Annotated in this window: 23 protein-coding genes and 5 pseudogenes; 12 read left to right on the top strand and 16 right to left on the bottom strand. The window is 61.5% G+C overall.

Annotated features, from left to right (window positions below):
• Positions 1 to 9: 9 nt before the first annotated feature.
• On the bottom strand, positions 10 to 405 hold the full coding sequence (locus OKW43_RS39015) for a hypothetical protein (RefSeq protein ID WP_429453989.1): 396 nt from the start codon (positions 403 to 405) through the stop codon (positions 10 to 12).
• Positions 406 to 430: 25 nt separating this feature from the next.
• Entirely contained in the window at positions 431 to 1744 is a 1314-nt protein-coding gene (locus OKW43_RS39010) for an aromatic ring-hydroxylating oxygenase subunit alpha (RefSeq protein WP_429453987.1), read from the bottom strand.
• Positions 1745 to 1881: 137 nt separating this feature from the next.
• Here OKW43_RS39010 and OKW43_RS39005 point away from each other — a divergent pair, with 137 nt between their 5' ends.
• The 4 genes from OKW43_RS39005 to OKW43_RS38990 all read left to right on the top strand — a co-directional run bounded on the left by OKW43_RS39005 (position 1882) and on the right by OKW43_RS38990 (position 5891).
• On the top strand, positions 1882 to 2502 hold the full coding sequence (locus tag OKW43_RS39005; protein WP_429453985.1) for a TetR/AcrR family transcriptional regulator: 621 nt from the start codon (positions 1882 to 1884) through the stop codon (positions 2500 to 2502).
• Positions 2503 to 2549: 47 nt separating this feature from the next.
• Complete coding sequence (locus tag OKW43_RS39000) at positions 2550 to 3140, top strand: TetR/AcrR family transcriptional regulator (protein WP_429453983.1); 591 nt, start codon at positions 2550 to 2552, stop codon at positions 3138 to 3140.
• Between the two features lie 250 nt (positions 3141 to 3390).
• On the top strand, positions 3391 to 4698 hold the full coding sequence (locus OKW43_RS38995; RefSeq protein ID WP_429453981.1) for an MFS transporter: 1308 nt from the start codon (positions 3391 to 3393) through the stop codon (positions 4696 to 4698).
• A gap of 149 nt (positions 4699 to 4847) precedes the next feature.
• Positions 4848 to 5891, top strand: coding sequence for a porin (locus tag OKW43_RS38990; protein ID WP_429453979.1), 1044 nt, complete (start codon positions 4848 to 4850; stop codon positions 5889 to 5891).
• Between the two features lie 263 nt (positions 5892 to 6154).
• Here OKW43_RS38990 and OKW43_RS38985 read toward each other — a convergent pair whose 3' ends face one another.
• Together OKW43_RS38985 and OKW43_RS38980 are read right to left on the bottom strand one after the other, a co-directional pair.
• Positions 6155 to 6421, bottom strand: coding sequence for a hypothetical protein (locus tag OKW43_RS38985; protein ID WP_429453977.1), 267 nt, complete (start codon positions 6419 to 6421; stop codon positions 6155 to 6157).
• Between the two features lie 184 nt (positions 6422 to 6605).
• A pseudogene (locus OKW43_RS38980) lies at positions 6606 to 6731 on the bottom strand (IS6 family transposase); the annotation flags it as partial.
• A gap of 157 nt (positions 6732 to 6888) precedes the next feature.
• Between OKW43_RS38980 and OKW43_RS38975 the strand changes: the two are divergent.
• Positions 6889 to 7182, top strand: coding sequence for a hypothetical protein (locus tag OKW43_RS38975; RefSeq protein WP_429453975.1), 294 nt, complete (start codon positions 6889 to 6891; stop codon positions 7180 to 7182).
• Positions 7183 to 7415: 233 nt separating this feature from the next.
• On the opposite strand, the gene OKW43_RS38970 is transcribed toward OKW43_RS38975, so the two are convergent.
• A complete protein-coding gene (locus tag OKW43_RS38970) occupies positions 7416 to 7664 on the bottom strand; it encodes a hypothetical protein (protein WP_429454783.1) in 249 nt (82 codons plus the stop codon).
• A gap of 68 nt (positions 7665 to 7732) precedes the next feature.
• Positions 7733 to 7920, bottom strand: a pseudogene (locus tag OKW43_RS38965) (IS6 family transposase); the annotation flags it as partial.
• Between the two features lie 155 nt (positions 7921 to 8075).
• Here OKW43_RS38965 and OKW43_RS38960 point away from each other — a divergent pair.
• A complete protein-coding gene (locus tag OKW43_RS38960) occupies positions 8076 to 8774 on the top strand; it encodes a hypothetical protein (protein WP_429453973.1) in 699 nt (232 codons plus the stop codon).
• Positions 8775 to 8784: 10 nt separating this feature from the next.
• On the opposite strand, the gene OKW43_RS38955 is transcribed toward OKW43_RS38960, so the two are convergent.
• The 6 genes from OKW43_RS38955 to OKW43_RS38930 form a co-directional block, all read right to left on the bottom strand.
• Positions 8785 to 10188, bottom strand: coding sequence for an MFS transporter (locus OKW43_RS38955; protein WP_429453971.1), 1404 nt, complete (start codon positions 10186 to 10188; stop codon positions 8785 to 8787).
• A gap of 100 nt (positions 10189 to 10288) precedes the next feature.
• Entirely contained in the window at positions 10289 to 11866 is a 1578-nt protein-coding gene (locus tag OKW43_RS38950) for a bifunctional 3-(3-hydroxy-phenyl)propionate/3-hydroxycinnamic acid hydroxylase (protein ID WP_429453969.1), read from the bottom strand.
• Positions 11867 to 11868: 2 nt separating this feature from the next.
• Entirely contained in the window at positions 11869 to 12741 is an 873-nt protein-coding gene (locus OKW43_RS38945) for a fumarylacetoacetate hydrolase family protein (RefSeq protein ID WP_429453967.1), read from the bottom strand.
• 53 nt (positions 12742 to 12794) lie between these two features.
• Positions 12795 to 13706, bottom strand: coding sequence for a VOC family protein (locus OKW43_RS38940; RefSeq protein ID WP_429453965.1), 912 nt, complete (start codon positions 13704 to 13706; stop codon positions 12795 to 12797).
• Positions 13707 to 13717: 11 nt separating this feature from the next.
• Positions 13718 to 14743: an amidohydrolase family protein gene (locus OKW43_RS38935; protein ID WP_429453963.1), complete on the bottom strand. Its 1026-nt coding sequence runs from the start codon at positions 14741 to 14743 to the stop codon at positions 13718 to 13720.
• A gap of 9 nt (positions 14744 to 14752) precedes the next feature.
• The gene (locus OKW43_RS38930) at positions 14753 to 15178 is read right to left on the bottom strand and encodes a GlcG/HbpS family heme-binding protein (protein ID WP_429453961.1); all 426 of its coding nucleotides are present in this window, start codon (positions 15176 to 15178) and stop codon (positions 14753 to 14755) included.
• 208 nt (positions 15179 to 15386) lie between these two features.
• On the opposite strand from OKW43_RS38930, the gene OKW43_RS38925 reads away from it, so the two are divergent.
• From OKW43_RS38925 to OKW43_RS38910, 4 genes and pseudogenes are all read left to right on the top strand, one after another.
• Positions 15387 to 16070, top strand: coding sequence for a GntR family transcriptional regulator (locus tag OKW43_RS38925; RefSeq protein WP_429453959.1), 684 nt, complete (start codon positions 15387 to 15389; stop codon positions 16068 to 16070).
• Positions 16071 to 16094: 24 nt separating this feature from the next.
• Entirely contained in the window at positions 16095 to 17369 is a 1275-nt protein-coding gene (locus OKW43_RS38920; RefSeq protein WP_429453957.1) for a porin, read from the top strand.
• Between the two features lie 18 nt (positions 17370 to 17387).
• The gene (locus OKW43_RS38915) at positions 17388 to 17951 is read left to right on the top strand and encodes a HAMP domain-containing protein (RefSeq protein ID WP_429453955.1); all 564 of its coding nucleotides are present in this window, start codon (positions 17388 to 17390) and stop codon (positions 17949 to 17951) included.
• 100 nt (positions 17952 to 18051) lie between these two features.
• Positions 18052 to 18387: pseudogene (locus OKW43_RS38910) on the top strand (DUF4158 domain-containing protein); the annotation flags it as partial.
• A gap of 46 nt (positions 18388 to 18433) precedes the next feature.
• Here OKW43_RS38910 and OKW43_RS38905 read toward each other — a convergent pair.
• Entirely contained in the window at positions 18434 to 19699 is a 1266-nt protein-coding gene (locus OKW43_RS38905) for an IS256 family transposase (RefSeq protein WP_429445585.1), read from the bottom strand.
• A gap of 95 nt (positions 19700 to 19794) precedes the next feature.
• Here OKW43_RS38905 and OKW43_RS38900 point away from each other — a divergent pair.
• Positions 19795 to 21206 (top strand): annotated as a pseudogene (locus tag OKW43_RS38900) (Tn3 family transposase); the annotation flags it as partial.
• Positions 21207 to 21326: 120 nt separating this feature from the next.
• Here OKW43_RS38900 and tnpC read toward each other — a convergent pair.
• The 3 genes from tnpC to tnpA form a co-directional block, all read right to left on the bottom strand.
• On the bottom strand, positions 21327 to 22967 hold the full coding sequence (tnpC, locus tag OKW43_RS38895) for an IS66 family transposase (protein WP_429451058.1): 1641 nt from the start codon (positions 22965 to 22967) through the stop codon (positions 21327 to 21329).
• A gap of 90 nt (positions 22968 to 23057) precedes the next feature.
• Complete coding sequence (tnpB, locus tag OKW43_RS38890; protein ID WP_429445452.1) at positions 23058 to 23411, bottom strand: IS66 family insertion sequence element accessory protein TnpB; 354 nt, start codon at positions 23409 to 23411, stop codon at positions 23058 to 23060.
• Entirely contained in the window at positions 23411 to 23869 is a 459-nt protein-coding gene (tnpA, locus tag OKW43_RS38885) for an IS66-like element accessory protein TnpA (protein ID WP_429445454.1), read from the bottom strand. The genes tnpB and tnpA overlap by 1 nt, the downstream gene beginning before the upstream one ends.
• Positions 23870 to 23954: 85 nt before the next feature.
• On the opposite strand from tnpA, the pseudogene OKW43_RS38880 reads away from it, so the two are divergent.
• Positions 23955 to 24482, top strand: a pseudogene (locus tag OKW43_RS38880) (Tn3 family transposase); the annotation flags it as partial.
• Between the last annotated feature and the right edge of the window lie 26 nt (positions 24483 to 24508).

The following is a 24508-nucleotide window of genomic DNA, read 5'->3' as shown; positions in this document are numbered from 1 at the left end:
CGTGAATGCTCAGGGCAGCGGACGCATCACGAATGATTCGTCGGCGCGAAAGCGCGCGGACTCATACCCGTCGATCACGGCCGGCTGGTTGTAGAACTCGATCGCGGGCGCGATCTCGGCCAGCGAAAGCAGCAGATACATCAAGGTCATCGCGTCCGGGTGCTGGTCGAGCGTCGCGAGCGGGAAGCCGTTCAGATACGCGACGACCTCGTCCACCCGCGGCAGGATCGCGTCGCGAAACGCGAGAATCGCTTCCATCCCAACGGCATGGCGTTGCGCGTTGCGCGCGGTTTCGGTGTCGAGCGCCCAGGTGTCGACGAACGGCACGAGCGACTCGAAACCCGCGGGCAGCGTGCGCGCGACGGGCGCTTTCCTGCTGATCAAATTGACTGGCTGGGTAGGCATTGCGGTACTCATATTCGATTCCTCGTTAAAGCGTCGCGCCGAGCGCGACGCCTTGCGCCAGCATCCGTTCGACGACGTGATACGCGTGGCGCACCAGCAGTTCGTTGTCCTGCAACACCATCACCTTCTTCGCGCCGGTTTCCGCCGCGCGTTGCGTGCGTTCCAGCGTGCTGAAGTCCTCCAGCAGCACGTCGCGCAGTGCGACCTTCATGTATTCGAGGAAGAAGCGGCCGCCGGGCGTGGTCATTTGGGGGTAGTACACGCGCGCGTCGACCAGCGTCTGGTTGTGCGAGATCGGGCGGAAGTTGTACGCCTGGCAATAGTTCGGGCGCAGCGACACGTAGAAGTCCGGAAAAACGATGTTCATGTCGAACAGCCAGTTCGGGCTCCTGGTCCAGTTCACGCCGGCCGGCAGCCCGTCGAGCGGGAATGCGTGCTTCGCGCTGCCGATGCCCGCGCGCAACGCGGCGGCCGCGATCGGGAGCTGCCGGCCTTGTTCGGACAACGCGTTCTGCGCGGCGGCGCCGCCCTCGGTCACGGCCTTCGGGTTGCCGTAGACGGACTTCTGATTGCCCGCCAGCGAGAGCCGCCGATGAAACTCGCCGCACAGCGCGTCGAGCGGCGGCATGCTTTCGTTGTCGGTCTTGTCGATCGCGTCCGCAATCGAATTACCGTGCACGTAGGCGACGTGATACGCCTCCTGGAATGCGTCGAGCGCGAGTTTCCAGTTGCAGTTCACGACCGTCTGCCAGCCGAAACCCGCGGTGAGCTTGTCGAACGGATAGCCCTCGATGTCGCCGAACATCGGCTTCATGTAATCCGCGAGCGACACGGCCGGATTCGGCTCCATGTTCACGAAGATGAAGCCTTGCCACACCTCGCAGGCGACGCGCGCCAGTCCGAACTGTTCGCGATCGAGGCCGAAGAAGCACTTCTCGTCGGGCACGCCGGTGAGTTTGCCGTCAAGGTCATAGGCCCAGCCGTGAAACTTGCAGAAGAACTTGCGGGTGTTGCCGCACTTGTCATAGACGATCTCGTTCATCCGGTGCGCGCAGACGTTGTGCATCGCGCGGATCTCGCCCTGGCGATTGCGCACCACGATGATCGACGTGTCGCACGCGGCGAGTTCCTTCACGAAGTAATCGCCTGGCTTCGGGATCTCCTCGACCCGGCCGACGTGCAGCCATGTCTTCTTGAAGATGTGTTCCTTCTCGCGCTCGTAGTATTCCGGCGAGATGTACGGCTCGACCGGGATCGGGCCGGAGCCGAGTTCGGGATAACGGCCGGTCAGCGTGCCTGCCGGCGCGGGGACTGCGGGGGACAGCAAGGTCGTGGGCACGATAGCTTCACCTCAAAAACGAACATCGTTTAATAATGAATGATATTCTGTTTTGGAAAATTTTGGCCGTCAAGTGTCTTTTGTCGATTTTTCGGAGTACGGGACACGTCCACGCGAATCGGAACGGGAGCGATGCAATGAAGCAGGGGAGACAGGAGCTGATCGCGCAGGCCGCGCTCACGCTCTTTCAGCAGCAAGGGTTCACGGGGACGAAGATGGCGCAGATCGCCTCCGCCGCCGCCGGCATGACCGCGGCGAATCTGTACCTGTACTTCGATTCGAAGCTGGCGATCCTCTATGAGGTGTACCGGCCCTGGCTGCGCGCGCAACTCGCGACGCTGAGCGTGCAGGTGCGCGCGCAGGACGGCGCCGAGCAGCGGCTGCGGCGCTTGCTGGTCGGTCTGTGGCGCGATATTCCAGGCGCCGACGCGAATTTCGCCAATGCGCTGATCGACGCGCTCGCGCAACGGCACGGGCGCGCCGAGCCGTCGAGCGAGTTTCTGAACGAAGTGGAAGTCACAGTCGGCACGATGCTGCGGGAGTGTCTCGATGCGGCAGCCGCGGCGCGCGGCGGCTCGCGCATCGACGACGCGATGCTCTCGCGTCTGATCTGGATGGCGTTCGACGGCTTCGTGATCAACCGGCGGCTCGGCGATGTGCGCGACGCGGAAGCCGTCGCCTCGCTGATCGCGGCGCCCGTGCTCGAAGCTCCCGCGACCTCTCGTGCGCCGCGCCCCGGCGCGGGCGTGGCGGCTTGATAAAATGCCTCGAACCGATCACCGCCCTTCCAACAGAGAGCCCTCAAGTGCCGCAAATCAAAAAAGCCGTCAAGCGGGAAGCCATTTTGACGGCTGCGTTCAACGCCTTCCGCGAAAAGGGATATTCAGCGACGACGATGACCGAAATCGCCCGTCTCGCGGGCACCACGGTCGCCAATCTTTACGTCTACTTCGATTCCAAGCTCGTGATCCTTTATGAAATCTATGAGCCCTGGCTGATCGAGCAGCTGCAGCGGCTGCGTAGCGAAGTGGCGCTGCTGAACGGTCCGCGCAGGAAGATCGAGCGCATTCTCACGGGCATCTGGGCCGACATCCCGGCCGCCGACAATGCCTTCGCGAACTCATTGATCGATGCACTCGCGAGCGCTCCCGCTGGACTCGCGAAACCCAAAAATCTGCTGGTATCGGTCGAGAATTTCCTCACGCAATTGCTCAAGGACGCCATGCCCGCCGAGCGCGTCGCGGCGCTCGGCGGCGATCTTTTCGCCCACGTGATCTGGATGGCGTTCGACGGCTTCGTGATCAATCAGCGGATCGGCGATCACCGGGACATCCAGCGCATCACGGCGCTCACGACCACACTATTGCTCGGCGAAGCGCCGCGCGAGCTAACCTGACCTTACTGCGCCTCCTCCCCCAGGACTTTCCCGAACCAAGCACAGATTTATATTGAAATCTTTTGACGCATCGAAAATAGAATGCCATTCTTTATTATAGCGCAGACAGCAGCTTTCGCCTGCGCCGGGCGGGCAAGCCGCACAATGCTCGGATAGACACGCGATCCGGGCCGTCGCCACACGTCACCCACGAGGGACTGGCATCGTGCTTGCCTGATTTTTCCGGCAGTTCGTTCGAAAAGTGATCCCCATGGCGGCCATTTCAGAAAGTCCTCTCGCACTCGCACTCGACCCGCCCGCGCACACGACGCGCCGCGTGCTGGCCCTTTGTTTCCTCACGATCGTGACCGAAGGCTATGACATCGGGGTCATGGGCACGATCGTTCCCTCGATGCTCGCCGACCCGGTGTGGAAGCTCACGCCGATCGAAGTGGGCGCGATGAGCAGCGCGGCGCTGTTCGGCACACTGTTCGGCTCGTATTTCATCAGCGTTCTGACCGACCTGATTGGCCGCAAACGTCTGCTGATTGCGTGCGTCACGCTGTTCTCGCTGTCGATGCTGGGCGCGGCCGTCGCACCCACGCCGCTGCTGTTCAGCGTGATGCGCTTCATCGGCGGGCTCGGCCTCGGCGGCGTCATTTCCGCGGCCGCGGCGTTGACGGTCGAATACTCACCGATGGCGAAGCGCAATCTCAACTTCGCGATCATGTATTCCGGTTACGCGATCGGGGCGCTGGTTTCCGCGGTGATCGGCATCGCGTTTCTGGGCTCGCACGGCTGGCGCTTCGTCGTCGCGATGGGCGCGTTGCCGTTGCTCGGGCTGCCGGTGCTGATCAGGATGCTGCCCGAGTCGCTCGCCTACCTGATGGCAAGCGGCAAGCGCCGCGAGGCCGATCAGCTCGCGCAACGACTCGGCCTGTCGCTCGCGTCGCTCGACAGCGTGCCCGTCGAAGGGGCCGCCAAGCCGTCGCTGCGCATCGTGTTCAGCGAGGTGTTCTCGGATGGCAACTGGTGGTCCACGCTGTGCCTGTGGGTCGCGCAGGTCGCCGCGGTACTGGTGATCTACGGGCTCGGCACCTGGTTGCCGCAACTGATGCGCAAGCTCGGCTATGACCTCGGCTCGAGCCTGTCGTTTCTGGCGGTGTTCATGCTTTCGTCGGCGATCGGCGGCATTCTGATCGGCCGGGTGGGCGATCGGCTTGGTCCGCGCAAGACGATTGTCGGCGGCTATGTGATCGGCGCGCTCGCGATTTGCGCACTCACCGTGCGTGGCGGCATGATCACGAACTACGTGCTGGTGGCACTCGCTGGGCTGGGCAGCATCGGCGTGGCGATGGTTCAGCTCGGCTACATCGCAAGCTTCTACCGGCCGTTCGCACGAGCGAGCGCGACCGGCTGGGCTGTCGGCATCGGCCGGTTCGGCGCGATGGCGGGGCCGATGCTCGGCGCATGGTTCGCCGCGTCGCATCTCGACGTGCGGCTAAATTTCGTCGCCTTTGCTGCGTCTGGCCTCGTCGCCGCGCTGGCCATCGCGCTGTGCCGGCCGCGCAACGCATGACACGCTGCAGCGCCGGTGCGAGCCGGCCTGCGGTCTGATTCCCTCCCCTTTCTTCCCCCTTATCTGTCATCGGCATGAGATCGAACTATCGTCCTTTAGCAACATCAATCAGTATCCCTTATTTTTCGTTAAACTGTCTCGTCTTGTGTATGGGCGTGGTATCTTCGTGCGCTCATGCGCAGAGCAGCGTCACGCTATACGGCAGCGTCGACGAAGGCGTTGGCTACGTGACCAATGCGAAGGGAAGTTCGCAATTCGTCATGGGGCCGATCAGCGTGCCCGACCAGTTCGGCTTCAAGGGCGCGGAAGATCTTGGCGGCGGGTTGAAAGCCGTATTCCAGCTGGAGAACGGCTTCTTCTCGAACACGGGCGCTTTTGCCACCTCGGGTGTTCTGTTCAGCCGCAAGGCCTTTGTCGGGCTCTCCGACGACCGTTGGGGCACCCTCACGCTCGGCAGGCAGTGGGATCTGACCGACGATGTGCTGCTGCCCAACGCGAACGGCGCAGTCCAGTACAACTACTTTCTCTACCGCCCCGCCAACATCGACAACGACGCGGTCACTCCGGTGAACAACACCGTGAAGTACGCTAGCAGTCCGTGGCATGGCGTGTCCGCGCGCGCGATGTACGGCTTCACCGATGCTTCGACCGGACAGGGCCGTTATCTGGGCGCCGCGCTGCTCTACAAGTCTTCGGCGCTGCAGCTGGGGGCGGTGTACAGCGACACGCGCAACAAGTCGTACGCGTTCAATACGTCGCTTGGCTACACCAGCTTCCTCGGCCAGGACCTCTCGGGCGGCACGCCATTCAAGGCACGTGATACGGAGATCTTCGGCGTGGCCGGCACGTATATGCCCAATCGTCAATGGGCGTTCCACGCGGTCGTCGATACCGCGAAAATCGCCAGCAATACGGATTCCGCGCGCGCGACGACCACCGAGCTAGGTGCAGACTGGAACGTCACGCCGTTCGACACCGTGCTGGTCGGCGGCTATCGAACATGGTTCGACGGTAAGACCTACACGACCGCCGGTCTCGCGAACCTCTATCACCTTTCGGTGCGTACCATGCTCTACGCCGAGTTGACCTACCAGCACGCGGGTGGCGGCGCGCAAGCGGCGTTGCTCTCTTTGTCGCCGTCGTCGAGCAGCAATCAGGCATCGGTTCGCATCGGCATGCAGCATTTCTTCTGATTCGGCTGGCGGCCTCGGCGACGGGCAAGGCTATGGATTTGCCGAAGGTCACTTTAGCTGAAGAACGCGAAGGCCTCACGCTTACCACTGCCGGGCCCGCGTCATCGCCCCTCCCATCGCGCAATAGCTCGCGCACCTCGAACTTCTGTACCTTGCCGGCCGACGTTTCTGGCAGTGGCTTGCACGTGGCCCTCAGGGCTTCAATACCGCATCTCCAAGCGACCGGAGTTCCAGGGAAGTCCTCATCATCGATTCTTTGAATGCTATCGACGCAAGATACCGACGATCAATTCCCGAAACCAGCAGTGCGCCTCGTCGCCGTCGTACAACTCATGCCTATGGATGATCGACTCGAAATGAGGAATCTCGACCGGCAGCGGATAGATGGAGAACTGTCCCGACTCATTGAAGACCTCAGCGACGACCCGTGGCAATGTCACCATCCAGTCCGTGCGACTCAGAATCTGAGGGACAACCGTGAAATGTGGCACCCGCAGCGCAATTCGACGCCGCAGCCCGTTGACTTGCAACGTCTATTCGTCAGAAGATTGCTGCTGTCGATCGACGCCACGGCGACATGTGACATCTCGAGAAACTGTTCGCGCGTGAGCCGCCGCGCCGGAAGCCCGGGGCGCTTACGCGTCATGCACGCATATTCCGGTTGTGTCGCGATAAGGCCGACGAGGCGAAACATCCGACCATGGTAAGGATTCCTTACGCCATCAGCGAATAGAACTGGGCGGCGACGGTTCGCGCGACTCTGTCGTCCTTCATCTGCCCTTTTCTGATCATGTTCACCACTTCGATGCCTGACAGAATGATGCGGGCGCACCGGACATCAAGATTGGGCTGCTCACGCCATGGACGCAAAAGATAACTTCGAGTTTGAGCGGCAGATTCCGTTGTGCCGTTCCGATTCAGTCCTTGATTTGCGTCACAAGAAGTAATATAAAAATGTCATATGTCGCGCTCGACTCTCTCCGAAAGGACTCAGCGTTTGAATGCCGCCTTTGATCTGCTTGCCGATGGTCGCAGCCTCAGCGAGGCCGCCGACACCATGGCCGGGCAGCACGGGATTTCGCGGCGTCAAGCCTACCGTTACCTGCAGGAGGCGCAGCACATGTCGTCTCCGGCAGCCGTGGCCGAGCCCACCATTCCCATCACACTCAAGGTCCCTGCGGACGTTGCTGTCACATTGCGGGCGTACGCGCAGGCCAATGACTTAACGATGGGCGAAACGCTCACGCGTGCCGTCTGCGCTTTGCTAGCGAAGGCAGGCGGGCGTGGCTGATCGCCGCCGGCGCAGCCCTCACGTTGATCTGGAATACGCGTTTGACCGCCTGCTGGCAAGGAAGCTCGAGCAGGTCTACGACATCCTGGTGCCGGATCGTATGCGTCGCACTGGCGAGCAAACTCTACTGAGTGGAGAGACTGATGAAGGTTGCCGCGATCTACGCCCGGGTGTCATTTCCCTTTACATCCGGAGCAAGGTTCTCACGTTCCATACCGAAGCCTGTGTTGAGCTCATGCCGCCTCTACGCCGGCTGCCTTCAGGTCCGTAAGCAGGTCCCATCCTGACTGATCCTGGAGCGACGAAATGACTCCAGTTTTGACAGCGCTTTGAAGGATTAACGACGCGTCATCGAACGGTTCGCTTTCGCTCATCTTCTCAACACATACCTGCCATCCTTCTCGGACGACTCTTCCACGGTCGCTCACCACCACGCCTTTTGAACGCAGCAGCACCGGGCGGTTTGAAGCCTGCTCCTGCAAGCCGGCTCCGGGAGGCCTACTCCCATCTTCAGTACAGCACCACAAGCTTTCGCTTGTGTTCGTGACACACTTTCATCCATCCTCCAGCTCTTGCCAACCGGACGTTTGTGTTTGCGAAAGGCTGTCTCGAACAGCTAAGCGAATAGGTCACATACCACCGCACGCATAGCAGGATCACGTCCAGCGGGTAATGCAGTCGCTTCAGCACCTTCGTGATTCCCGGCGGCAACGTCTTACGCGGCGTCTTGCCCGTCATAGCCATTCTGGTCGTCTCCATTTGGGTCGATCAATTTTACCTGATCGCCTTAGCGCGACAGAGCCCGAATTGCAACCCGTGCTCGAAAACGCGGACGAGTTTGGCGTGCTTCACATCGATCTGAAGCCCGACGTGCGTCCCCGTACAGTCGCCGAATGCGTGACGCTACTGGATGGCAGCCGCTGGCCGAACAGGTGGACTTCCCGGTCTACATCGAAACACACCGCGACCGCATGACCACGGACCTGTATTTCACGCTCGATCTGCTCGACGCGCGGCCCGATCTGAAGCTGCTTGGGGACATCTCGCATTACCTCGTCGGACGCGAATTCGCGTATCCGGTGTCCGACGAGAATCATGCGCTGATGCAGCGTATTCTCGACCGGTCGTGGGCATTTCACGGGCGCGTCGCGAGTCGCGAGCAGGTTCAGATAGAGCTGTCGTTCGAGCCGCATCGGATGTGGGTCGACCAGTTTCTCGACTCGTGGCGCTACGGTTTCGCGTCCAGGTGTCGACGAGCGGCAGCGGACGATACGCTGGCCTTTACCTGCGAACTCGGGCCCAAGCCGTATGCGATCATCGATCGAAACGGCAACGACACGACCGATCGCTGGCGGAATCGCTTCTGCTGCAGAACACGATTCGTAAGCTGTGGGTGGACGTCCAGTTCGACGAGCCGCGTCGCGGCACGCGTGCTCTTGCGGTCTTCCAGCAGCGCATGGAGGGCAATGAGGAGGTGCAGGTCCAATCGATTGAAGCACATTAAGAACGTCTCCATAGGTCAGCGGCCACATTATCCGATGCGACTTGATGGCAGCCACCGCCCGGTTGCCATGGTGAGACTGCTGCTGTGAGACTCGTCAATCAGCCCGTCGCGGTGCCATTGTGCACATCGGCGGCGGGCGCGGGCTTGAGGCCGGGACCGTCCACTTTATCGGCGCTCGTTGCCAGAATCGATGCAATCTCGACACGCCCTAGAGAAATCACGACTGCAGCGAGCACCAGCGATCCCGCAAAAAACGCGAACGTGTAGAACGGATCGGGATTGATCGACGCCACCACACCCACGATCACGGGGCCGAGTATGCCACCGACGCGATTCAAGCCCACGGCGACACCCATGCCGGTGCCGCGCACTTCGGTGCGATATGTCATCGCCTGATAGTTGTTGAGCACCGCCTGGGCGCCGAATAGAAAGAAGCCTGTCGCCGCGATCAGCACGATCGCTTCAGGCTTGCCCAGCGTTGTCGCGAGACTGCCCATGAAAACCGCGGCCAGTGCGAAGCCGATGATCATCGCGCGAATGCGGCTGCGCAGCCGATCGGCGAGCCAGCCCATCGAGATGCCGCCGAACACCGACGCAACCATCACGAGCGTGCCGTAGGCGAAGGCGGACGAAACGCCCTGCCCTTTCCCCACCACCAGAGACGGCAGCCACCCGGTCAGCCCGTGAATGCAGAACAGACTGAGCGCGCCGGCGATCCAGTGCACGATAGTGTTGCGCCGATAAAGCGGCGACAGCAGTTCGCTGATCGCACCGGCCCGCTCAGCATTTTGCATCGGCTCGATTTGCGCCTGTTGGTACACGTGAGCATTCTCCGGGCGCACCTTGCAAAGCATCGCCGCGACCTCTTCATAGCGGCCGCGCAACGTCAGGTATTGCGCGGATTCGGGCAGCCACTTCATTGCCGCCGCCGCGACCAGCGCCGACAGCACGCCGATGAAATAGAGCGATTGCCAGCCGAAACGCGACGTGAACGTAATGCCCGCCACGCCGGCAAAAATCCCGCCCGCTGAGAAGCCGAACTGGAAAACCCAGGTTGCGAATGTGTTCGCGTTTCGGCGCGGCGCCCATTCGTTGATACAGGTCAGCGCGAGCGGCGTGACCATGCCGAGCGCCGTCCCCAGCACCAGTCGCACCCCGGCGAAACTCAAGGCGGAATCGACGACGGTTGCTAGCAAGCCGCTCGCCAGCGTCAACGTCCACAACGCAATCAACATCACCTTGCGCCGCCCAATCCGGTCAGCCAGCAGCCCCTGAAGCACCGAGCCGATTGACAAACCGACGATGCCGCTCGACAGCATGATGCCGATCATTGCGGGCGACGGCTGCCAGAGCTTGCGGATGAGGGGAATGACATAGGCGGCATTGAACAGATCGTAGCCGTCGAAGAACATGATGAATCCAACCAGAACCGCGAACCGCAGATGGAATTTGCCGATGCGTGCCTGCGCGAGTTCTTCGCGCACATTGATGAGCGTTGCCAAGATAGTCTCCGTTAGTCATTTCCGGCGCCGCTTTTTTGACGTGCGACTTCGCCGTTTCCCCGCACCTCGCGCAGCGGCCGCGAAAGCAGCCGCCCGGACGTTACCCGTGAAGGGTCGCTTCCAGACGCGCGAGTTCGGATTCGAGTTCGCTGGCGCTGCCAGCCACGCCATACACATAATGGTCGGGCCGGACGATGGCGGCACAACAGCCATGCCTGTCGAACCAGCTCGCCAGCACACCGTCAAGCTCGATTACGCGAGGTCCTTCATGGTCGATCGTCGCGTGATGGACATCGCCGTCAGGCGCAAGCTCGATCAGACGCGCGCGGAGCCGGTCTGAGGCCGCGCTGACGGCTTGCGATGCTGCCGCGCGACCTAGCGTCACCACGCGCCAGCCCTCACCGACCACCATGTCAAGGAGCGCGTGTGTGTCGCCGTGAGCAACTCGCGGTTGTGGAAACAGCGTGCCGTTTGCAGGGTGGGCATGACCGGAAAGCAGTCCTTGCTCGAGCTTTGGCACGATCTCCTGACGCGTGATGGTCCTGATCACGCCGCCCGCTTCGCGCAGCAATCGTGCATCGCGCTCGCGCGCCGCCACCGGATCCAGCTCGCAAATGAGACGCCCGATATTCTTGATGCGCGTCGTCAACTGCTTGACGTGTGCGCTGCGCTCGGTCTGATAGCTGTCGAGCAGCGATGCCGCCGCTTCTTTCCGGATTACCGCATTCAGCTTCCAGATCAGATTGACGACATCGCGTACGCCCTGGCACATGCCCTGCCCGATGAATGGAGGCTGCTGGTGCGCCGCGTCGCCCGCGATAAACACGCGTCCACGGCGCCACTGCTTCGCTACGAGCGCATGAAAGCGATAACTCGCCGCCCGCCACAGTTCGCCGTCGGCAGGCGTGAGCCAGCGGCTCAGCAGCTTCCACACCTGTTCGTCCTGCTGCATCTCCCGGGGATCTTCGCCCGGCATCAGCATGATTTCCCAGCGGCGGTGTTCGCCCGGTCCAACGATGTAGGTGCACGGCCGCGAAGGCTCGCAATACTGCATCGCCACTTTCGGTAGCTTTTCAATCCCTTGCTCGTTCACCCGCACGTCCACCACGAGCCAAGGTTCGTCGAAGTCGAGGTCTTCGTATTCGATGCCCAGCTGCGTGCGCACTGTGCTCGACGCGCCGTCGCATCCGATCAGGTAGTCGCAGGTGACGGTACGCGTGGCACCGGCATCGTCTTTCAGATGCACGGTTACGCCGGCGGGCGTTTCGTCGAAGCGGACGAGTTCGTGGCCGAGCGCGACTTCCACGCAGTCGAATGAGCGCGCGTGCTCGCGCAGCACTGCCTCGACGGGCGGCTGGGTGAACACCATCGTGGGCGTATAGCCGAGCGGGTAAGGTTTCGGCACCGTGTCGATACGCTTGATCAACTGACCGTCTACACCGTAATACTCCGACGGCGGAAATACGGCGACGTGTTCCGCTATCCGATCGACGACGCCCAGGCCCTGGAACACACGCATGATCTCGTGATCGACCGCAATGGCGCGCGGCTTGTCATAGACGGTTTTCGAACGATCCACGCACAACGCGCTGACGCCGAGGCTACCGAGCAGACCGGCGGCCACCGCCCCCGAAGGGCCGAAGCCGGCCACGACTACATTGAAATGACTCTTCATCATGCTCACCGCGTCGCTGTTTCGTCCTGGACCGTGTTCTGCAGCCGGCCAACACGTTCAATGTCGACCTCCACCCGATCGCCGTGCTTCATGAAAACCGGCGGATTGCGCGCCCAGCCTACTCCTGCCGGCGTGCCCATCACGACGACGTCGCCCGGTTCCAGCGTCAGGCATTCGCTCAGCAGCTCGATCGTCTCGGCGACGCTCCAGATCATGTCGGATGTGTTCGCCTGCTGCATCACCTCGCCGTTCAGGATCAGTCGCAGGGACAGGCCTTCCGCGCCGGGCGGCAATTCCTCGGAGGTCACCAGCCACGGCCCGAACGCGCCCGTGCCGTCGAAGTTTTTGCCGATCGTCCATTGCGAGGTGCGCTTCTGGTAGTCGCGCACGGAGACGTCGTTGAAACACGAGTAGCCGAATACGTAATCGAGTGCCTGCTCGCGCTTCACATGCCGTGCGCGCTGGCCGATCACGATGACCAGCTCTGCTTCATAGTCGAGCTTCTCGGAGACCCGCGGGCGGATCACCGGGTCTTCATGGGCGATGAGCGAGGACGCGCCGCGAAAGAAAATCAGCGGGTAGACCGGCTTGAGATTGCCGCCCTCCTTCGCGTGATCGTAAAAGTTGTGGCCGAGGCAGATGATCTTGCCGGGCTCCGGCACCAGCGGCGCAAGCGTCAGCGACGTGTACGGCACGCGATGATCCGGGCCGCAAGCCGCCGCCCGCTTCGCCGCGGCGGTGAGATCCACACCGGCTTCGAGTGCCGCGCGCAGATCCGCGGGAACCGCGGGCTCGACCTTATTCAGATCGATCACGTCTTCACCGTCAAGCACACCGAGGCGCGTCGTATCGCCAGATTTAAAGGTAACCAGTTTCATTGTCTATCCCGAGGTTGTTTTAATGATCCAGAGCGGTGCGTGAACATCGCCGGCTATGTCTGTCTGGCGGCATGAGCGAGAAAGAAAATCGCCTTTTGCGCCGCCTTCATCCGCTCGGACGGCGGCTTGCCGATACCCCACTGATCGATCCGGCCAGGCGGCCATGTCCAGTCGTCCGGACCGCCGGTCCGATAGGTGTCGTCGACCTGCTGCACTTCCGCCGTGTATTCGATGACAAAGTCGAACGGTCCAAGGAAATACGCGAACGCGTTGTTACCCGGACCATGTCGCCCTACGCCCCACTCGATCGGATAGCCCGCGTCGTTCATGCGACCGCCGCCGCGCATCACCGAGTCGAGATCCGGCATCAGAAACGCGATGTGATTGAGCGTGTTTTCCTGCGCATCGGCGAGCGCTATGCTGTGGTGGTCGCTCGAACAGCGCATGAACGCCATGATTCGGGTCCGGTCGGACAGCCTGAAACCCAGCGCGCGCTCGAAGAACGCCTGCGCCACGGCCACGTTCTCGCTATTCAGCACGACGTGCGTGATCTTGACCGGACGGTCGCTGACCGGTTCGGCGTTGGCATGGCTGCGGTCGCCCGCGATGAAACGCAGCACGCGACCCTGCGGATCGAGTACTTCGAGCAGTGTGCCGCCGCCTGGCATCTGAGTCGGTGCCGGACCGCTCAGCACTGCGCCGCCGTGTTCCGCGACCGCCCCGGCAATCGTGTCGAGCGCGGCAACATCGGCCACGCTGAACTCGATCGCCCGCACGTCCGCGCGTTCGCTCTGCACGATCGTGAGGATGTGATGCGCGGCGCCCGTGCCGCGAAAATACACCGCGTTCGGCCTGCGGGTCAGCTCCGTGAGATGCCAGGTATCGACGTAAAAACGCGCGGCGGCCTCGACATCGGGCACGCCGATTTCGATACCTCTCAAGCCCGTGACAAGGCACTTGTTCATGTGATACTCCATCAACTGATTCCCAGAAACTTCTGGGCGTTTCGATAGATGAGTCGCTCGGCAGTCACCTCGTCGAAATTCATCGACTCGATCTGTTGGACCGGGCTCTGTTCCCGGAACGCAAACGGATAGTCCGTACCGAGCATGATCTGCGATTCGCCAAACGATGACAGCAGGTAGCGAAGCGCAGCCGAATCGAAAACAAGCGAATCGTAGTAGAGCTTGCGCGCCTGCTCGACCGGCGACGCCTGTAGCGCATCGCGCAGCGGAGCAAAGACTCGGCTCGCCTGTTCGAGACGAGGCAGCAGCGACGCCAACGTGCCGCCGCCATGACTGAACGCGATCCGTAGACGCGGTCGCCGCACGAGCAGATTGCTCGTCACAACCGAAGCGGCGGCAAGACCTACGTCCGTGGGATAAGCCAATGCCTGCACGAGTTGCGGCGGGCCGACCAGACGGTCCTTGCCCACGGGACGCAATGCATGAACGAAGACAGCGGCGCCGAGCGCTTCGGCGGCTTCAAAAAAGGCATCGAACTGCGGAGCCCCCAAGGGAGCGCCATTGATATTGCTGCCGATCTCCACGCCCGCGAATCCCGGCGTGCCCATCAGCCGCTCCAGTTCACGAATCGCCAGCTGGATGTCCTGCAGCGGCACCGCGCCGAGTCCCACCATCCGCCCCGCGCTCTCATCGACAATCTGTGCGATCGCGCCGTTCAGGTATTGCAGCAGGGGCAACGCGTCGCTTGCGCTCATCCAGTACGACAGCAGTTCGGGCATCGGCGAAAGCGCTTGTATCGCAACGCGCTGCTTGTCCATGTCGAGCATCCGTTTGCCCGCGTCCCAGCAACGGTCGGAGACGGTGCGATAGACGCCGCCGTCGATCAGCACATGCCGATGGCACGCGTGCGCCGCGGCCATGGACGGCCAATCGCGCGGCACCTTTGCGCCGACATAGGCGGGCAAATCGCCCGGCACGATGTGGCTATGCACGTCGACACCCCGGCATCCGCACGAGTATTTCTGTTGGAGGGACATCGGCGCGCCTTAGCGATATGCGAGCGCCGCTGCGCGAACACCTTCGATGCAGATCTGTTCGTCCTGATCGCCGGTGCCGCCGCTGGCGCCGATTGCGCCTAGCACGGTCCCATTTTGCAACGTGATCACGATCGCCCCGGTCTGTGGCACGAACTTCCCTTCGCTTGCGGCCCCGATTGCGCCAAAGAACACAGGGTTGTCCTTCGCGCGCTCCAGCAGCGTGCGCGAAGCGGTGCCCATCCCGAACGCCGCGGCGGCTTTCCCGTGCGCAATGTCGACACGCAAGGCCGTCGCGCCATCCTCGCGGCACGTCAACTTGACGAGACCGGCTTCGTCGAGTACGACGAGCGCCATTGGGCGAAAGCCATTGCGGCGAGCAATGGCAAGCGCCTCGGCAGCAATCCGGTTGGCAACGTTCAGACTAAGGGTGGTCATTTGCGACTCACGGCACTGGAGAATGAGATGGATCATAATATATACAAAACAGCAATAACAAACAGTTTGTGTATTTTACTAGGGAAAGCCCCTACTCCGCGTCGTTTTCCAAGGCCCGCGTCGGCTTCGGATATACTTCGCAGCAGATCGATCCACACTGAGGTGTTTCTTGTCCCGCATCGTTGCGACTTCTGGAGCCGCTACGGGAATGGCCGGCGCGTCAGCCGCCACCCTGGCGACGAACCTGTATGACCGTATTCGGGCGGACCTGCTCGACGGCAAGCTGGAGCCCGGCCGCAAGCTCCAGATCGAGTTTCTATGCGACCACTATCAAGCTGGCCAGACGCCGGTGCGCGAAGCCCTGAACCGGCTGACGTCGGACGGTCTCGTCGAGCGGCGGGATCAGCGCGGCTTCGCGGTAGCGGGGATTAGTGCCAGCGACCTGCGCGAAATCACCCGAACGCGCTGCTGGCTCGAGGAGGTTGCGCTGCGTGAAGCCTTTGCGACACGCTCCGTCGAATGGGAAGAACAGGTGGTGCTCGCCTACCATCGGCTGTCCAAGGTACCGCGCTCGCTCAGTGAAAGCGAATACAAGGAAAATCCGGAGTGGGAGCGCCTGCATCGTGCGTTTCATCGCGCGTTGATCGGTGGCTGCCAGTCACGCTGGCTGATCAATTTTTGCGAGCAACTCGCCGATCAGCTTTACCGGTATCGCCAGTTGTCCGTTCGCCGCGTGTATCCGAAGCGCCATGAGCGGGAAGAACATCACGCGATGCTGGAGGCCGTCGTTGCCGGGGATGCCTCCACGGCAATCCAGTTAGTGACCTCCCATTATCAGAAGACCGCCGACATCATCCTGGCTGACGCGAATCTCTTCGCTCCAGCCAACTAGACATCCTTCGCAAGTCGCCCGCCGATGCTGTCGCCGCAACGGCAGCTTCCGTCTGCGCTCGCCCTGTCGATTCGAAATACATTAAATACGGGCTTTCCCGCGTTTTATATATTTTTATTGACTGCAGCCACTTTCATACATAAAAATCCTGAAAAAAGAAAACCAAAAACGCCGCGTCGTGCGGCCAACCAGGAGACTTCGATGAAAGTGAGTCACGTGGTGTTGTCCACGCTGGCGGTTGCGGCCGCCTCTGCGGCACCTTCAACGTTTGCGCAAAGTTCGATCACGCTGTACGGGATCATCGACGCGGCGGTGCAATACGCCCACACTGGCGGGCAGACCGTGGTTCGGCAGGATTCCAGTTCGGTAGCGCCTTCGCGCTGGGGACTCACGGGACAGGAGGATCTGGGACGCGGCTACACGGCAGTGTTCAAGCTGGAAAACGGCTTCAACGTCAACAACGGCACGATTGCCGGCAACGGAGCGCTCTTTAACCGCGAAGCGTGGGTCGGCATTCGCGGTCCGTTCGGCCAGGTCCAGTTCGGCAACAACTACACGCCGCTGTTCATCACCTATGTGAACTACTCGCTGGGAGAGCTCAACACGCTGGCGTGGGGCAATGCGGCCAACAATTACGTCTTCGTTCCGTCTGCCCGCACTGCCAACTCCGTGCGTTACACATCATCCGTGTTAGGCGGCTTCACGCTGCGGGCCTTGTATGCGCGAGGAACCAACGGGGCGAGCGCCGCCCCTGCTTCGCTCGGTGACACGGCCTCGGCGGGCCTGAACTTCAAGGCCGGTTCATTCTCTGCGGACGCGGACTATTTGCAGCAGCGCTTTGCGGCTACCGCAACGATCACGCCGACAACCAGTGTTCAGACCGGGCGCTACTTCCTGTTCGCCGCGTCGTACGACTTCGGCTTCATCAAGCCGTCAGCGCTTTATCAGATTCACCGCAATGCAGGCGGCCTCACCTCATCGATTTCGAGCGCCTATGCGTCGCCGAATCACGATTTTTATGAGGTGAACGCGCTGATTCGACATGTGGTTGGCGGCTCCTTGCTGGTCAGTTTCGGCCAGTACTTCCTTAAAGCCAACGGCAATGGCGACTCGACCTCGTACGGCCTGCGTTACGACTATCGCCTCTCGAAGCGCACCGGCGTCTACGCCGGCGTCGCCGCGGTTCGCAATCACAGCAAGGCCTCCTTCTCGGTGAGCAACGCAGGCGGCCCGGGCATACCCGTCGCCGCTGGCAATAACATCACGAGTGGGATCGTGGGCATCGTCCACACCTTTTAGTCATACACGCGATCAACCATGCTCAAAAGCGTCCGCATTCCCACCGCGCTCACCATGGCGGTCGGCGCCGGAGTTATCGCACTGCTCGGCACATCCGCTCTAGGCAGTGCTCTCGCCTACACGGCGGCTAAAGTCCTGGACATGGCAAGCGTGATGGCGACACGCGCTCACGACACCGATGCGCTGGCCCGTCTCGACGACGTTCGTCATATGTTGCAAGGGCTGGTCCGGTGCCTTGCCGTTCTGGTTACGGCCGGCCTGGTTGCCGCGGTCGTCGCTCGCCGCTGGTTGAGTCATCAGGTGATTGCCCCGCTCGACGACGCCATGCGGGCGGTGACCGCCGTTGCACAGGGCGACCTCCGCAAGAAAGTCCTGGTCGATGAAAAAACGCAGGCGCGGCGGCTGTTTTCATCTCTGGCGCAAATGCAGCATGCGTTAATCACGACGATCTCACTCGTCAAGACGGAAACAGTTGTCATCGACGGCAATGCGAGTGCGCTGGCAAGCCAGAACCGCCGGCTTGGGGTATCCGTCCTTTTCATGCTAAATCTGGCGGTTTCTTCGCCGAGCCTTTATTTATAGGGCTGCCATCGGCTCTGACTGTCGTCAGGAGGTCGCAAAAGGATCTGCGATAACATACCTGCCCGCGATTACGGATCGCGCGACTTGTCGGGAGACGGAGATGCCAGGTCTGGAATTTCGCTATGTGGGACAAGATCGCCTGCCCGCCCGACTTTCGGAATTCGACGTGGAGCGCTACTTCGCGTTGACTGACAGCGACGTTGCCGCGGTCAAAGAGCGTTTTCGGCGCCATCACCGTGCCGGCGTCGCGATCCAGTTGGTCTATCTGCGTGCCAGTGGCCACACTCTCGATCATGTCGGCACACTGCCACGCCAGCTGTTGCGCTATGTCGGCGAGCGGCTCAGCCTACCCACCCCGACGATCGCCTCCCTCCGCACGCTCTATAAGCGTTATAAGACACTGTATGAGCATCAGCTCTGGACCTGCGAATATCTGAGCTAACGTCAAGAGTGGTGTATGGGCAACTTGAAGGCAGGCGCTTTCAGGCGGCGAGTTTCTGCTGAACCGGTTGATCGTCTTTCACCTGTTCGCCGTCCTTGAAGGCAATGCCCTCCAGCAGCAGCTTGATCTGTGCAGGGCCGTTGATACGGCGCCAGGTTTTCTCGGCTTCCTCGATCAGCTTGAATGCCAGGCCCAGGAAGGTCGCTCGCGACACGCAGTTGCGCGTACGCGTGGTGCGGTGGCGCACGGTCGCGAACGTCGACTCGATCGCATTTGTCGTGCGCAGATGCTGCCAGTGTTCCGCCGGGTAATCGTAAAAGGCCAACAGGCTTTCCCGGTCCTTCTTCAACGTTTCGGTGGCTTTCGGATACTTCGCCGCGTAGACCGTCACGAAACGATCGAAGGCGGCGTATGCGTCAGCGCGCGTCGCGGCCATCCAGATCGCCTGCAGGTCTGCTTTGGCTTTGCCTTGCTGCGACTTCGGCAGCGCATTGAGCACGTTGCCCATCTTATGGAACCAGCAGCGCTGGCCTCGCGTCGCAGGAAACACTTCTTCCAGCGCGGCCCAGAAGCCCATCGCGCCGTCGCCGATCGCCAGCAGCGGACCAGCCTGCAGGCCTCTCGATTTCAGGTCGAGCAGCAGTTCCTGCCAGGACGCCTTTGACTCCCGGTACCCATCGCCGATCGCCACGCGCTCCTTGCGCCCATCCGGCCTCACGCCGATGATCACCAGCAGGCACTGGCCGTCCGAATTCTCGCTTCGCAGCCCCGTGTGGATCCCGTCGACCCACCAATACACGTAGTGCGATTTCGACAGATCACGTTGGCTCCAGCTGGCATGTTCGTCGGCCCACTGCGCCTTCAGGCGGCTCACCACATTGGCCGACAGACCCTTGGCATCTTCGCCTAGCAGGACGCTCAGAGCCTCGCTCATGTCGCCTGTCGAGATGCCTTTCAGATACAGCCACGGCAGCGCAGCACTCACGCGTGGCGACTTCCTCACATACGGCGGCACAATCGACGAATTGAACTTCACACCAGATCCTGATCGATCGCGAACCTTCGGGACCTTCACGGCAATTGGCCCAGCCGCCGTCAACACTTCGCGCTCAGGCAGATAGCCGTTGCGCACCACGGCGCGCTGGCCGTGCAAGGTCTTGACGTTCTCGAACCGCTCCAGCAGCGCCGCGAGCTCGGCTTCGATCGCCTGCTGGATCACCTGCCGGGCTCCGTGCCGCACCAGTTCGTCCAGACCCAGACCGGCTCCCGATAGACCAACGACTTCTTTTTCCGTAAACTTGTTCATGGTGGATGGTTTGTTGTTTGCTGGTTTCCGACTTCGACAATCAGATTCTCAGCTGAAACCTCCACCGCCTACAATCTCCCGCCTCAACTCCCCCGTACACCACTTCCGACTTTAGCTCCGAATATCTCGGCATCACGTCGATCGGACCAAAGCACTGGGCGGAACTGGAAGCGTGGATGCGACAGGACGCCACCGAATCGCTCACGCTCGACGAACTGCTCCAGCACGCCCATTGCTGGCTGTTTGAGCGTCGCGTTCTGATACCCGCCGAACGGAAGCTGCGAGACCTCGGCCGTTCCATCTGGGCGGACGTTGAACGTGGTCTGCTCGCACTTATCGAGGCAACGGTCACGGAAACGCAGTTGATGCACGCCGATGCGGTCCTCTCTGCCCAGCACGGGACCTCCGACATGAGAGTTCTCGAATGGCTCAAGACCCCACCGGCGCGACACAGCCCCACAACGCTCACCGAAACTCTTGCGAAGAATTCGGTTCCTCAAGGAACTTGGTGCGCATACGTGGATATTCGAGCCAGTGCCAATCGAAAAGCAGCGTGCATACGCGCAGCGCATCCAGGCTCGCCGTCCTGCGAAGGTCCGAGAACTCAAGGCATCGACCCGCATCATCGAGCTAATCTTCTTCCTGCGCGTCACGCCGCTCGAGCTGACTGACGCGCTGCTCTACCAAACGGGGCGCCGCGTCTCCGACCTCGTCCGGCAGGCTTACGACCGCACGATGGTTCGACAGGCACGCTCCGCTATCGAATACCGGCAGCAACTGGTCGCTATCAAGGCGCTGGTTCAGGATAGCGAACGCACGGCGCAAGAACGTCTTGACGATATTGGCAAGCTGCTTGAGGGCCTCCCAGACAGGCCACCGGCAAGTCACGCAGCCAGCGTACGTGAAACGCTCACCGACGATCACCATCGCATCCGCAATCTGCTGGGGCCGTTATGTGAGCTAGGCTTCGTGGGCGGTGAAGCGGAACCGAGCCTGCGACAGCTCGAACTTGTCGGCACACTGCATGACAGTGGTGCGACCGAATTGCCCCCCCGACTGCGATGTGCCGGTCAGCGCCGCCTGGCGCGATCTCGTCCAGGGTGACGATCGGGTGCGCGCGTTGCGGGCATTGGAGGCCTCTGCAATCACCGGTCTGCGCAAGGGGCTTCGCCGGGGCTCTGTCTGGATTCACCACAGTCTGTCGTTCCGTGAGCGCGATCAGTTGCTGATTCCACCCGCGCAATGGGAAAGCGAACGCGACCGCTTCCTGTCGTCGCTCGGATTGCCTGCAACGGCGGAGCCATTCCTCGAAAGGTTGACGGAACATCTCAAGGCCGGCCTGGCCGCGCTGGAGGAAGCGCGCGAGGCAGGCCGCGTGACGATCGGCACCGACGGCGCGGTGCACCTGTCGATGATCGAAGCGTTGCCGACCGATGGCATACCGAAACGTACGCGGGATCTGATATTCAGGGAGATCGGCAACGCGCAGTTCGCCGACATGATCATGGGTAAGCGCGAGCTTTAGCACACCGAATGGAGAATTACTTGCAAGTGACGGTCGAGCGTAGCCGCATCACTGGTTGATGGAAGCGCGCGCAGTCACGATGACGGGCGCGTGGCCAGTACGTCAGCCTGTCTCTGCCTTGGCCTGCTGTTGCCGCGCATAATTGAACGGCAACAGGTCGGTGACGTCTGCATCGGGCGCACGCTGCGGCAGCTCCGTGAGTACATGCAGCAGGTAATCGTACGGCTCGACGCCGCAAGCCCGGCACGTCAGCACCAGGCTGTAGATCGTGGCGCTGGCCTTCGCGCCATCAACCGTGTCACTGAACAGCCACGATTTTCTCGAAGTGGCAAACGGCCTTACGTCGCGCTCGATCACATTGTTATCGATGGGGGCGCAACCATCAGTGACGTAGCGACTGAGATATTCCCACTGGTTGCGCGTATAGGCAATCGCCTTGCCGAGCAGGCTTTGCGGCGTCACCTTCGGCGCCAGTTCATCGAGCCACGCCTTGAAGGCCTCGAGCAGCGGCACGCTGTGTTTTTGCCGCAATTCGTATGTATAGTCCGCACGTGTCTGGCCGGCGGGCAGATCGCCTTTGGCCAGTGCCTCAACGCGGTATAGGGTTTGGAAGTACTCAAGCGCCTTCGCCACGCGAGCATTCGGCATCTTCTGCTTGCCAGAGTCCGTCTTTTTTGTAGCCGCCTTGTCCGCCTTGACGAACAGCCTGCGCGCGTGTGCCATGCATCCGAAGTGCGTTGCATTTTTAAGCGTGCGCCAGGCACTGTAACCGTCGCTCATCAGCATGCCACTGTAGTTGCCCAGAAACTTCTTCGGATGCTCTTGGCCGCGCCCCGGCTGGTACTCGAATAACACCACGGGCTCGGCGCAGTCCTGGGCACTGCGGTAGCACCACATGTAGCTCTTGCTCAACGCGGACCTGCCGGGCTCTTTGAGTACCTGAACTGTCGTTTCATCGCCGTGGATTAGTGGCTGCGACAGCAACGTTTTATGTAGCGCATCGTACAGGCGGCTGTAGTGCAGTTCGCTGGGGCGAATGACCCAATGGGCGAGCGTGCCGCGACTCACCGGAATCTGCCAGCGTGCGAGCGCCTCCTGCATCCGGTACAACGGCATGCCGTCGACGTACTTCGCGATCGCGACCGTCGCGATCACCGATGCGTCCGCATGGCTACCCGGGATCGGCTGAATCGGCATCGGCGCAAGCATGACCGGAGTATGTTCGGCGTGCCGCTCGCAGTGTCGGCAGGCCCACTTGGAACGTACGTTTTTGCGGACTGTCCACTTGACCTCGACGTGCAACTGTTCGCTGACGTCCTCGCCGATGCGATGCATCGGATTGCCGCAACAGGGGCAGCCTCGCTGGTCCTCCGGCAGGTCGTATTCGACTGGTTCACGCGTCAGGTACGCCGGCAACGGCTTGCGTCCGGCCTTGCGTCGTTCAGGCTGGCTGGCCGATGGCAATCCGGTGTCGGGCAGCGCGGACTGGACTTCCTCATCGTTCTCGTCGCAGGGCTCGGTCCGTGCAATCTGCTCGGCTTCGTCGAACACACGATCCTTGCGTTTTTCGCTTTTCGGTGCGTAATGCTCGGCCTGCAGCAGGCGGACCTGTTCTTCAAGTTGCTCGACGCGCTGGTTCAGTTCGTCGATGTGTTTCGCGTCGTCGGCTACACGCGCTTCGAGCGCGTGGATATAGCCCTCGACGGCCCGGGGTACGTGCTTGAGGTCGAGTGCATTCTTCATGCGCTCCAGGGTAGCGAAGCGCGGCGCGTCGTAGGTTTACGTCAATTCGTTAAGGGCGCACTTCCCGTTGTTTACGTGCAACGCACCGGGCTAGCTGGCGTGCTGGTAATGGCGCACAGGATGACGGCGAAGCGCGTCGATGTCGATGCCATCGAGCAGCCAGTGAAGCTGCTGCGTCGTCAGTTCGATCACCTCCTCATGCCGTCGCGGCCAGACGAAACGGTCTTCCTCAAGCCGACGCAGCAGCAGCCAGAATCCGGTGCGATCGTACAGCAGGAGCTTGATGCGATCGCATTTGCGGTTGTGGAACGCATACACGGCGCGGGCGAGAGGGTCCATCTGCATCGAGTCCTCAATCAGGGCGGCAAGGGTATTGATGCCACAACGGAAGTCGATCGGCTCGCGGTAGAGGTAGACCCTCAGGTCATCGGCGAAGCGCAGCATCAGCGACTCCTCAACGCGTCGATCATCGCCGTGAGCAGCGCCGTATCCTGTTGGCCACATTCAAGTTCAAGACTCACCCCGTTAGGCAACTGCGCCACCAAGCGTGAGGGCAACGGCGGGCGGTGCGAGGGCCTCACTGCTTCGCGTCGCGTTGAGGCTGCCAAGGCTTCGGACGTCGCCGGTCCGGGAGGTGCGAGCTCTACGACCGGCACGAACGCCGGCACGTGAACGTCAAGGGGCTTCTCCGTGCGGCGGCACTCTCCGCGCTCGCGCTGGACCCATTTTCGCAACTGGTTGGCGTTCACGCCAGCCTTGAGAGCCAGCCCGGACACCGACACTCCTGGCCTTTGGCATGCCTCGATCAGCCGGCGCTTGTCCTCTGGATCAAAGCAGCGCCGGCCGCCTTCATCGATATGCGTGACTTTGAGAGGGAGGAAGTCAAGATCGTCTGGGGTCATGTTTGCGTCCGCAAGTTGTTGTTGCGGACACAAGCTTGACCCTCCTCAGCTGGGTTCGCCAGATGCGGAGGAATTACCGCTTACGATCATGGAGATGGACGCTCACACTGGCTTCAGTGAAGTGCTCCGGTCACGCAAGGCGCGTGATACGAACGAACTCGTCTCGCTGTACGCCGCGTTGATCGCCCACGGCACGGAACTGGACGCGAGGAGCGTCGCCGCCATGATCCCGCAACTGGACCCGGCGCATATTTCAACGGCAATGCGCTTCCTTGAAATGCCCGGTCGGCTGCCGCGGGCAAACGACCGCGTGGTTGGATTCCAACGCACGCATCCGATTACCGAACTCTGGGGTACCGGACGACAGGCATCGAGCAACTCCATGAGTCTGGATACGTCACCGCACCTGTTTTATGCTCGGGTCGATCCGCGACGTCGCACCCATGCGGTGGGCATGTACACGCACGTGCTGGATCAGCACGGCATTGTCTATAACCAGCCAATCGTGCTGAACGAACGCCAGGCTGGCGTGGCGATCGAGGGCGTGATCCGTCACAACGAGAACCGTGACAACGGTGGACTGCTGCGTCTTTCAGTAGACACGCATGGATTTGTTGTTACATGGACATCGTCATCATT

The organism is Paraburkholderia sp. WC7.3g (assembly GCF_050436345.1).
Classification (GTDB): domain Bacteria; phylum Pseudomonadota; class Gammaproteobacteria; order Burkholderiales; family Burkholderiaceae; genus Paraburkholderia; species Paraburkholderia podalyriae.
This window is presented reverse-complemented; position numbering and strand designations above follow the sequence as displayed.